The sequence below is a fragment of the uncultured Nisaea sp. genome, from assembly GCF_963974195.1.
Lineage (GTDB): Bacteria > Pseudomonadota > Alphaproteobacteria > Thalassobaculales > Thalassobaculaceae > Nisaea.
The window spans coordinates 1-10,266 of sequence record NZ_CAXBDC010000133.1 but is presented as its reverse complement, the minus strand read 5'-3'; the positions used below and the strand labels follow the sequence as shown (position 1 = coordinate 10,266).

The window sequence follows — 10,266 nt, the reverse complement described above, 5'->3', positions numbered from 1 at the left end:
CGCGAAGGTGGCCGCACCGTCGGCGCCGGCGTCGTCGCCAAAATCGTCGAGTAAAATTTTACTAACAGGCTGCCGTCCCGGCCTCTCATCCGGAGAGATTGGGGCGGCAACTTGCAGCGCGGCGTAGGAGTGTAGCTCAATTGGTAGAGCACCGGTCTCCAAAACCGGGGGTTGCGGGTTCGATCCCTGCCACTCCTGCCACGCTTCAGCACTGTTGATTTCATTCCGCCGGGGCGCTATACAGCCCGGCTGACAGAAACGGATCACGATGGCAAAGGTTTCTCCGGCGCAGTTCGTCCGTCAGGTTCGCCAGGAAGTTTCCAAGGTGACCTGGGCGAGCCGCAAGGAAACAGGCGTGGGCACTATGATGGTCTTCATCATGGTGACGCTCGCGTCTATCTTCTTTTTCCTCGTCGATGGCGCGCTGTCGTGGGGCGTGAAATTTATTTTGGGTTTGGGGGCTTAGGCCGTTGGCACCGCGTTGGTACGTCCTCCATGTCTATTCCGGCTTCGAGAAGAAGGTCGCGCAATCCATTCGCGAGCAGGCAGCCGCGCATGAGATGGAAGACCTGATCGAAGAAGTCTTGGTTCCGACCGAGGAAGTTGTGGAAATGCGCCGCGGCACGAAAGTGAACGCCGAGCGCAAGTTTTTCCCCGGCTACATCCTCGTGAAGATGGAGTTGACCGATCAAAGCTGGCACCTGGTTCAGGACCAGCCGAAGGTTACCGGTTTTCTTGGTAGCAAGGGCAAGCCCCAGGCTATCTCGAGATCCGAGGCCGAACGGATCATCAAGCAGGTCGCCGAAGGCGTCGAGCGGCCGAAGCCGTCCGTCATCTTCGAGATTGGCGAACAGGTACGTGTTTCCGACGGGCCGTTCGCGTCCTTCAACGGGTATGTTGAGGATGTGGACGAGGAGAAATCCCGTCTCAAGGTTGCGGTGTCGATTTTTGGACGGTCGACCCCCGTCGAGCTGGAATATACCCAGGTCGAAAAGATCTGACGTTCAAATGATGTCCGCGTGGGAGGTCTTCCTGAAAACCTTGGAAGCCCGCACCACCCGGCACTATGAGAGGTAAGTACAATGGCGAAAAAGATCGCTGGCTACATCAAGCTGGAGATCAAGGCTGGTGAGGCGAATCCGTCTCCGCCGGTCGGCCCGGCGCTGGGTCAGCGCGGGCTTAACATCATGGAATTCTGCAAAGCCTTCAACGCGGCCACTGGCAATGTTGAAAAAGGCACGCCGACTCCGGTTGTGATCACCGCTTATCAGGACCGCACGTTCTCGTTCGTGACGAAGACTCCGCCGGCCAGCTTCTTCATCAAGAAGGCCGCGAAGCTTCCGAAGGGCGCGAGCAACCCGAGCAAGGAAGTTGTCGGCCAGATCACCATGGACCAGGTCCGTGAGATCGCTGAAACGAAGATGCCGGATCTGAACGCCGTCGATCTTGAAGGCGCATGCCGGATGATCCGCGGTTCCGCCCGTTCCATGGGCGTTGAGGTTGTGGAGTAGGATCATGGCGAAGCTGGGTAAGCGTCTCAAGGGCGCATATGAAAGTGTCGATCGTCTGAAGCTCCACGGGCTCGACGAAGCGGTGAAGCTGGTCAAGAGTGGCGCCAAGGCGAAATTCGACGAAACCGTCGAAATTTCCATGAATCTCGGTGTCGACCCGCGTCATGCCGATCAGATGGTTCGTGGCGTTGTTGCTCTGCCGCACGGCACGGGTAAAGACGTTCGCGTCGCGGTTTTCGCGAAAGACGCTAAGGCTGACGAAGCCCGTGAAGCCGGAGCCGAGATCGTCGGTGCGGATGACCTGATGAAGGAAATCCAGGATGGCCGGACGGACTTCGACCGTGTCATCGCCACGCCGGACATGATGGCCCTCGTCGGTCGTCTCGGTAAGGTGCTGGGCCCGCGCGGCCTGATGCCGAACCCGAAACTCGGTACGGTGACCCCGGATGTGGGTGCTGCCGTGACTGCCGCCAAGGCCGGTCAGGTCGAGTTCCGCGTCGAGCGTGCCGGTATCGTTCATGCCGGCATCGGCAAGGCGAGCTTCTCCGAGGAGCAGCTTCTCGAGAACGCGAATGCGTTCGTCGATGCGATCACCCGCGCGAAGCCGACTGGTGCCAAGGGCACTTACGTTCAGCGCATCGCGCTCAGCTCCACAATGGGGCCGGGTGTGAAAGTGGATACCTCAGTCCTGGGTTCTGCCTAGGTCTTGTGTGTGATTTCCGGCGCCTTAACGGGCGCCGGGAGCAGGGGCCGGCCTTCGGATCGGCCCCGACCTGTCCGAGACTACGGGTGCCAAGGGGCTTCGGCTCCACGGCTTAATTTTCCCGTACAGACAGGGGTGAAAACGGATTTCGATCCCGGTATGCCGGGGCAGACTGAAGTTTGAGCTTCTGGGACAGGCGAACCGGGCCGGTGGGCATGGTGTCCGCCGGTTCAATGTGCAAAGGGGGCTTTGGCATTGTGCCAAGGCCCGCAGATGCGGAGATGATCAGTGAACCGTACTGAAAAAGCGGCTCTGGTCGAGACCCTGAACAAGACCTTTTCGGACTCCACGCTTGTCGTGGTGACCCATCAGGTCGGGCTGACGGTCGATGAGGTCAATGACCTCCGCGGCAAGATGCGTTCAGCAGGGGCCCGATACAAAGTCACGAAAAATCGGATCGCTCGTCTCGCTCTGAAAGGCACGGAGTACGAAAACCTTGACGCGTCCTTCACGGGTCCGACGGCGATTGCTACGTCCGAAGATCCTGTTGCCGCTGCCAAGGTTGCCGTCGAGTTCGCCAACGCCAACGAGAAACTGACCATTGTCGCCGGGGCTCTCGGCACAAAAATGCTCGATGTCGAGCAGGTCAAGGCTCTCGCCAAGTTGCCGTCCCTCGACACACTGCGTGCAAAGCTGCTGGGCTTGCTGCAGGCCCCGGCGACCAAGGTCGCTGGTGTACTGCAGGCACCTGCCGGTCAAATGGCCCGGGTGATTTCTGCCTACAGCAGCAAAGAGGGGTGAGTGGACGATCCACTCCGTTTAACGAAGCTCAAGTCTGGAGTATTTACTAATGGCTGATCTTGAGAAGCTTGTTGAAGAGCTCTCTTCCCTGACGGTCCTGGAAGCGGCCGATCTGTCGAAGATGCTTGAAGAAAAATGGGGCGTTTCCGCCGCTGCTCCGGTTGCTGTTGCAGCCGCTGCTGGTGGTGCTGATGCCGGTGCCGCCGCTGCAGAAGAGAAGGACTCCTTTGACGTTGTCCTGACCGCTGCCGGCGACAAGAAGATCAACGTGATCAAGGAAGTTCGTGCGATCACGGGTCTTGGCCTGAAAGAAGCGAAAGACCTCGTCGAAGGTGCGCCGAAAGCCGTCAAGGAAGGCGCTTCCAAGGACGAAGCCGAAGAGCTGAAGAAGAAACTCGAGGAAGCTGGTGCGACCGTCGAGTTGAAGTAACGCCTTGGCGTTACTCTGGAATACGGGTGGGGTGCGGGCGCGTCGTTAGACGCGCACGTTGCCCTGCCCTTTTCCTGTTCTTACCGGTGCTGCCTAGGCATCAGCGGTAAGGCCGGGAGGCCGGTTTTTCCGGCCGGCCGAAAAGGCGGCTCTCGCGACGGGCGCGGGAGCCATGGAGCGGACGGATACCCGTCCCGACCGCTCCTGTTCGAACGAAAGGTGGGCGAGGTTTGACCATGGCGATTTCCTCCGTTGGTTCCTTCACCAGTCGCAAGCGTGTGCGCAAGGATTTCGGGCGCATTTTCGAAGCGTCCCCAATGCCGAACCTGATTGAGGTTCAAAAAAGCTCCTACGACCTGTTCCTGCAGAAAGACGTGTCGATCGAAGACCGTCAGGTTCTGGGGCTTCAGGAAGTCTTCAAATCGGTTTTCCCGATTAAGGACTTCTCCGAGCGGGCAATGCTCGAGTTCGTCAGCTATGAGCTCGAGACGCCGAAATATGACGTGGAGGAGTGCCAGCAGCGCGGAATTACCTTCGCGGCGCCGCTGAAGGTAACCCTGCGCCTCGTTGTCTGGGACGTTGAGGAAGAGACCGGTTCCCGCTCCATCCGAGACATCAAGGAGCAGGACGTCTATATGGGCGACATGCCGCTGATGACGAAGAACGGTACCTTCGTGATCAACGGAACCGAGCGTGTCATCGTCTCCCAGATGCACCGTTCGCCGGGCGTGTTCTTCGACCACGACAAGGGCAAGACGCACTCGTCCGGCAAATATCTCTTCGCAGCCCGCGTGATCCCGTATCGCGGCTCCTGGCTCGATTTTGAATTCGATGCCAAGGATATCCTGTATGTCCGCATCGACCGCCGCCGGAAGCTGCCTGCGACCACGCTTCTGCTCGCGCTGATGAGCGACCAGGCCGAGTCTTATCTGAAGGAATGCCACGAAACCGGTGCCGATATTGACCGGTCGCAGGTCACGGGGCTGACCTCCGAGGACATCCTCAGCTACTTCTACGAATCCATCACCTTCACCAAGAACGGCGAAGGCTGGAAAACCGCTTTCGACGTGTCCCGTCTGCGTGGCCAGAAACTGACCCGCGATCTGGTGGATGCGGATTCCGGCGAAGTCGTCGCCAAGCTCGGCGACAAGATGACCCCGCGCCTTGGCCGCAAGCTGAGCGAAGCCGGCCTCAAGGACGTTTACGTCCCGAGCGAGGAGCTGCTGACCCAGTACATCTCCATCGACATCATCAACCCGGAAACGGGCGAGATCGTTGTCGAGGCCGGTGACGAGATCACCGAGGAGCTGCTGCAGACGATTGCCGACGCCGGGATCGAAGAGCTTCCGGTTCTGGCGATCGACCACATGACGGTCGGCGCCTATGTCCGCAATACGCTGGCGATGGACAAGAACACCACCCGCGAAGAAGCGCTGGTCGACATTTACCGGGTCATGCGCCCGGGTGAGCCGCCGACCCTCGAGACCGCGGAAAATCTGTTCAACGGGCTGTTCTTCGATTCCGAGCGGTACGATCTTTCCGCTGTCGGCCGGGTGAAGATGAATGCCCGTCTCGATCAGGAAACAGACGATCAGCTACGTACCCTGCGCAGGGACGACATCCTGGCGATCCTGAAGATCCTGGTCGACCTGAAGGACGGCAAGGGCGAGATCGACGACATCGATCACCTCGGCAACCGTCGTGTCCGGTCCGTCGGCGAGCTGATGGAAAACCAGTATCGTGTTGGCCTGCTGCGTATGGAACGGGCGATCCGCGAGCGCATGAGCTCGGTCGAGATCGACACCGTGATGCCGCATGACCTGATCAACGCGAAGCCGGCTGCGGCTGCTGTCCGTGAGTTCTTCGGCTCCTCGCAGCTGTCCCAGTTCATGGACCAGACCAACCCGCTCTCCGAGATCACCCACAAACGCCGTCTCTCGGCGCTTGGCCCGGGCGGTCTGACCCGTGAGCGTGCGGGCTTCGAGGTGCGCGACGTGCATCCGACCCACTATGGCCGGATCTGCCCGATTGAAACGCCTGAAGGCCCGAACATCGGTCTGATCAACTCGCTGGCGACCTATGCCCGCGTCAACCAGTACGGCTTCATCGAGACCCCGTACCGCAAGGTTGTCGATGGCACGGTGACGGACGAGGTTCGCTACATCTCCGCGATGGAAGAGGGCCGGTACACCGTGGCCCAGGCCAACGCGCCGATCGACGATAAAAACCGTTTCGTCGAGGAGCTGATCCCGGTTCGCCGCCGGGGTGACTTCGGTCTGGCCCGTCCGGAAGACATTGATCTGATCGACGTTTCGCCGAAGCAGCTCGTATCCGTCGCCGCGGCGCTCATTCCGTTCCTCGAGAACGATGACGCCAACCGCGCGCTGATGGGCTCGAACATGCAACGGCAGGCGGTTCCGCTGGTGAAAGCCGAGGCGCCGTATGTCGGCACCGGCATGGAAGCCCGCGTTGCCCAGGACAGTGGCGTGACCATCGTCGCCAAGCGCTCCGGTATTGTCGATCAGGTGGACGCGACACGTATCGTTGTCCGTGCGACCGACGCGACCGCGAGCACCGAAAGCAACGTTGATATCTATTCGCTGCTGAAGTTCCAGCGTTCGAACCAGAACACCTGCATCAACCAGCGTCCGCTGGTGAAGGTCGGTGACCGGGTCCAGGCTGGCGACATCATGGCTGACGGCCCGTCCACGGATCTGGGCGAGCTTGCGCTCGGCCGGAATGTGCTCGTCGCCTTCATGCCCTGGAACGGCTACAACTTTGAGGATTCGATCCTGATCTCCGAACGCATCGTCCGTGACGATGTCTTCACCTCGATCCATATCGAGGAATTCGAGATCATGGCCCGCGATACCAAGCTGGGTCAGGAAGAGATCACGCGAGACATCCCGAATGTCGGCGAGGAAGCCCTGAAGAACCTCGACGAAGCCGGTATCGTCTATATCGGTGCCGAGGTGAATCCGGGCGATATCCTGGTCGGTAAGGTCACGCCGAAGGGCGAAAGCCCGATGACGCCGGAAGAAAAGCTCCTCCGTGCGATCTTCGGTGAAAAGGCTTCCGATGTCCGTGACACGTCCCTGAAGGTTCCGCCGGGGGGCACCGGTACGGTCGTTGAGGTCCGTGTCTTCTCCCGCCGTGGTGTGGACAAGGATGAGCGTGCGCTGGCCATCGAACGGTCCGAAATCGAACGTCTCGCGAAAGACCGCGATGACGAGCGGGTGATCCTGGAGCGTGGCTTCTTTGCCCGTCTGAAGGAACAGCTTCTCGGTCAGAAGGCGGTCGAGGGTCCGAAGGGCTTCAAGGGCGGCGTCGAGATCACCGAGGCGGTTCTCTCCGAATACACCCAGGGCCAGTGGCGTCAGTTCTCTGTCGAGGACGAGGCCCGGATGGAATATCTGGAAGGCATCAAGAGCGAATTCGACAAGAGCGTCGAAGAGCTTCAGTCCCGTTTCGACAACAAGGTCGAAAAGCTGCAGCGCGGTGACGAGCTGCCGCCGGGCGTCATGAAGATGGTCAAGGTCTTCGTCGCGGTGAAGCGCAAGCTGCAGCCGGGTGACAAGATGGCCGGCCGTCACGGCAACAAGGGTGTCATCTCCAAGATCAATCCGGTCGAGGATATGCCCTATCTCGAGGACGGAACGGCCGTCGACATCGTGCTCAACCCGCTTGGCGTGCCAAGCCGCATGAATGTCGGACAGATTCTTGAAACCCACCTCGGCTGGGCGTCGCATGGCCTCGGGCTGCAGATCAACGAGATGCTGACCGATATCCACAACACGGCCAAGACCGACGGCTTCAAGGCTCTGTTCGAAAAGGTGTACGGCGAAAAGCAGTACAAGGCCGAGATCGAGCCGCTGGATGACGGCGAAATCCTTGAACTCGCCGGCAACCTGAGCCGGGGCGTGCCGATGGGAACGCCTGTGTTCGACGGCGCCAAGGAAGACGATATTGTCGCCATGCTGGAAACGGCGGGTCTCGACTCCACCGGTCAGGTGAACCTGATCGATGGCCGGACCGGCGAGATGTTCGATCGGAAAGTGACCGTCGGCTACATCTACATGCTGAAACTGCACCACCTTGTGGACGACAAGATCCACGCACGATCGATTGGCCCGTACAGCCTTGTGACCCAGCAGCCGCTGGGTGGTAAGGCGCAGTTCGGTGGTCAGCGTTTCGGGGAAATGGAGGTCTGGGCCCTGGAAGCCTACGGCGCTGCATATACCCTGCAGGAAATGCTGACGGTGAAGTCGGACGACGTGTCCGGCCGGACCAAGGTGTACGAGGCGATTGTTCGCGGCGACGACAATTTCGAGGCGGGTATTCCGGAATCCTTCAACGTTCTCGTGAAGGAACTTCGCTCCCTCGGTCTTAATGTCGAGCTGGAACAAGATCAGCTGTAAGACATTCCGGGTGGCCCTCTAAACAGGGTCGCCCGGTTTTATCCTCCCGGGGCGGACTTGCCGTTCCCGGCCGCGTCGCCCACACTATGGTAAGTCGGCGCATAACGTCCCAGTGACGTAAGGAGATGCTTGATGAACGAGTTGATGAACATCTTTGGTCAGCCGTCCGGCCCTCAGAGCTTCGATCATATCCGGATCGCGATTGCGAGCCCGGAGCGGATCCGCTCATGGTCCTTCGGTGAAATCAAGAAGCCCGAGACCATCAACTACCGGACCTTTAAGCCGGAGCGCGACGGTCTGTTCTGCGCCCGGATCTTTGGTCCGATCAAGGACTACGAGTGCCTGTGCGGCAAGTACAAGCGGATGAAGTATCGCGGTATCATCTGCGAGAAGTGCGGCGTTGAAGTCACGCTCTCGAAGGTGCGCCGTGAGCGGATGGGTCATATCGAACTGGCCTCCCCGGTTGCCCATATCTGGTTCCTGAAGTCCCTGCCGAGCCGCATCGGTCTGCTGCTCGACATGACCCTGAAGGATCTGGAGCGGATCCTCTATTTCGAAAGCTTCTGTGTCGTCGAGCCGGGCCTGACGCCGTTCAAATATCGTCAGCTCCTGAGCGAAGAGGATTTCTACGACGCGCAGGACGAGTACGGCGAGGATACCTTCAAGGCCATGATCGGCGCCGAGGCGCTGAAAGAAATGATGATCAACCTCGACCTTGACGAGGAGAAGGAGACCATTCGCGAGGAACTCCGGACCACCGGTTCGGAAGCCAAGCGCAAGAAGCTCGTCAAGCGTCTGAAACTGATCGAGGCTTTCGAGGAATCCGGCTGCCGTCCGGAATGGATGATCCTGGACGTGATTCCGGTCATTCCGCCGGAACTGCGCCCGCTGGTTCCGCTCGATGGTGGCCGTTTCGCCACCTCCGACCTGAACGATCTTTATCGCCGGGTGATCAACCGTAACAACCGTCTGAAGCGGCTGATCGAGCTGCGTGCGCCGGACATCATTGTCCGTAACGAAAAGCGCATGCTGCAGGAATCCGTCGATGCCCTGTTCGATAACGGCCGCCGGGGCCGGGTCATCACAGGCGCCAACAAGCGCCCGCTGAAGTCCCTCTCCGACATGCTGAAGGGCAAGCAGGGCCGGTTCCGTCAGAACCTGCTGGGCAAGCGCGTCGACTATTCCGGCCGTTCTGTCATCGTCGTCGGCCCGAGCCTGATGCTGCATCAGTGCGGCCTGCCGAAGAAGATGGCGCTCGAACTCTTCAAGCCGTTCATCTATTCGAAGCTTGAGCTGTACGGTCTCGCCAGCACCATCAAGGCCGCCAAGCGGATGGTCGAGAAGGAGCGTCCGGAAGTCTGGGATATCCTCGAAGAGGTGATCCGCGAGCATCCGGTCATGCTGAACCGTGCGCCGACCCTTCACCGTCTAGGCATCCAGGCTTTCGAGCCGGTGCTGATCGAAGGCAAGGCGATCCAGCTGCATCCGCTGGTCTGTACCGCGTTCAATGCCGACTTCGACGGTGACCAGATGGCGGTCCATGTACCGCTGTCCCTGGAAGCCCAGCTCGAAGCGCGCGTGCTGATGATGTCGACCAACAACATCCTCAGCCCCGCGAACGGCAAGCCGATCATCGTGCCGTCCCAGGACATCATTCTCGGTCTCTATTACCTGACGATCGAGCGTGAAAACATGCAGGGCGAGGGCATGGTCTTCGCTGAAATGGCAGAGATCGAACACGCGCTGAATTCCGGCGCGGTGATGCTGCACACCAAGATCCATGCTCGTGTCGACACGTTCGACGAGACTGGTGAAGAGGTGACCAAGCGGGTCGAGACCACGCCGGGCCGCCTGAAGATCGCGCAGCTTCTGCCGAAAAATCCGAATCTGCCCTTCAGTGTCATCAACAAGCTGATGACGAAGAAGGAAGTGCAGAGCGTGATCGATCAGGTCTATCGGCACTGCGGTCAGAAGGACACGGTGATATTCGCCGACCGTCTGATGACCCTCGGCTTCGGCCATGCCTGCCGCGCCGGTATTTCCTTCGGCAAGGACGATCTGATCATTCCGGACGCCAAGCAGGAACTGGTCGATCAGGCCCATTCCGAGGTGAAGGAATTCGAGCAGCAGTATCTTGATGGTCTGATCACCCAGGGTGAGAAGTACAACAAGGTCATCGACGTCTGGTCCCGTTGCACCGACATGGTCGCCGAGAAGATGATGGAGCACATGTCCAACGAGGAGCCGGGCCAGCCCGTCAACTCGGTCTGGATGATGGCCCATTCCGGTGCCCGTGGTTCCGCGACGCAGATCAAGCAGCTTGCCGGGATGCGCGGCCTGATGGCCAAGCCGTCCGGCGAGATCATCGAAACGCCGATCACCTCGAACTTCAAGGAAGGCCTT

The 10,266-nt window shown here is 59.7% G+C and carries 8 protein-coding genes and 1 tRNA gene; all 9 read left to right on the top strand.

Going from position 1 to position 10,266, the window contains the following annotated elements; genetic code table 11:
• The first annotated feature begins 125 nt into the window (after nt 1-125).
• Nucleotides 126-201: transfer RNA gene (locus AAC126_RS20095), tRNA-Trp, on the top strand.
• Nucleotides 202-268: 67 nt separating this feature from the next.
• Nucleotides 269-466 carry a preprotein translocase subunit SecE gene (secE, locus tag AAC126_RS20090; RefSeq protein ID WP_193174086.1) on the top strand — a complete coding sequence of 66 codons (198 nt, stop codon included), beginning with the start codon at nt 269-271 and terminating at the stop codon, nt 464-466.
• A 4-nt stretch (nt 467-470) separates the two neighbouring features.
• Complete coding sequence (nusG, locus tag AAC126_RS20085) at nt 471-1,001, top strand: transcription termination/antitermination protein NusG (RefSeq protein ID WP_193174085.1); 531 nt, start codon at nt 471-473, stop codon at nt 999-1,001.
• Nucleotides 1,002-1,082: 81 nt separating this feature from the next.
• Nucleotides 1,083-1,511: a 50S ribosomal protein L11 gene (gene rplK / locus AAC126_RS20080; protein WP_339856840.1), complete on the top strand. Its 429-nt coding sequence runs from the start codon at nt 1,083-1,085 to the stop codon at nt 1,509-1,511.
• A gap of 4 nt (nt 1,512-1,515) precedes the next feature.
• Nucleotides 1,516-2,214 (top strand): 50S ribosomal protein L1, encoded by a 699-nt coding sequence (rplA, locus tag AAC126_RS20075; RefSeq protein ID WP_339856838.1) that lies wholly within the window; start codon nt 1,516-1,518, stop codon nt 2,212-2,214.
• Nucleotides 2,215-2,502: 288 nt separating this feature from the next.
• Nucleotides 2,503-3,015 (top strand): 50S ribosomal protein L10, encoded by a 513-nt coding sequence (rplJ, locus tag AAC126_RS20070; protein WP_339856835.1) that lies wholly within the window; start codon nt 2,503-2,505, stop codon nt 3,013-3,015.
• 49 nt (nt 3,016-3,064) lie between these two features.
• Complete coding sequence (gene rplL, locus AAC126_RS20065) at nt 3,065-3,445, top strand: 50S ribosomal protein L7/L12 (protein ID WP_339856832.1); 381 nt, start codon at nt 3,065-3,067, stop codon at nt 3,443-3,445.
• 236 nt (nt 3,446-3,681) lie between these two features.
• Nucleotides 3,682-7,863: a DNA-directed RNA polymerase subunit beta gene (gene rpoB, locus AAC126_RS20060; protein ID WP_339856829.1), complete on the top strand. Its 4,182-nt coding sequence runs from the start codon at nt 3,682-3,684 to the stop codon at nt 7,861-7,863.
• Between the two features lie 132 nt (nt 7,864-7,995).
• On the top strand, nt 7,996-10,266 hold a 2,271-nt coding region (gene rpoC, locus AAC126_RS20055; protein ID WP_339856826.1), incomplete at its 3' end, for a DNA-directed RNA polymerase subunit beta'.

Coding starts and splice junctions, on each gene's coding strand:
- rplL (WP_339856832.1), top strand. CDS start 3,065: ATGGCTGATCTTGAGAAGCTTGTTGAAGAGCTCTCTTCCCTGACGGTC.
- rplK (WP_339856840.1), top strand. CDS start 1,083: ATGGCGAAAAAGATCGCTGGCTACATCAAGCTGGAGATCAAGGCTGGT.
- secE (WP_193174086.1), top strand. CDS start 269: ATGGCAAAGGTTTCTCCGGCGCAGTTCGTCCGTCAGGTTCGCCAGGAA.
- rplA (WP_339856838.1), top strand. CDS start 1,516: ATGGCGAAGCTGGGTAAGCGTCTCAAGGGCGCATATGAAAGTGTCGAT.
- rpoB (WP_339856829.1), top strand. CDS start 3,682: ATGGCGATTTCCTCCGTTGGTTCCTTCACCAGTCGCAAGCGTGTGCGC.